1 protein-coding gene is annotated in these 402 nt (G+C 43.0%); it reads left to right on the top strand.

The genetic code is table 11. The features are described 5' to 3' along the window. A partial coding sequence (locus ACVC3Y_RS00585; RefSeq protein ID WP_452225792.1) for a hypothetical protein occupies positions 1 to 402 on the top strand: 402 nt, incomplete at both ends.

The raw sequence follows: 402 nt of genomic DNA on the forward strand, positions 1-402 counted from the left end.
GCAGTAATTAATATCCCAGGAGTTACTACGGACCAAACGATTAGTTTAACGCAGGTTACTAATCCAACAACGAGTTGTTCGGGAGTACTAACAAGCAGCGAAACAGTAACAATAAGTGCTACACCAACGGTAACATTAACCAGTAATACGACAACCTGTTCTGGAGGCACAGCAACATTCACAATACAAGGTAGCCCAGGGGATATCGTAGATTATACCGGGGTGTTAGGTTCTCCAGTAACGCTAGATGCAACAGGGGAAGCAGTAATTAATATCCCAGGAGTTACTACGGACCAAACGATTAGTTTAACGCAGGTTACTAATCCAACAACGAGTTGTTCGGGAGTACTAACAAGCAGCGAAACAGTAACAATAAGTGCTACACCAACGGTAACATTAACC

It is taken from the genome of Lacinutrix cladophorae, assembly GCF_053604645.1.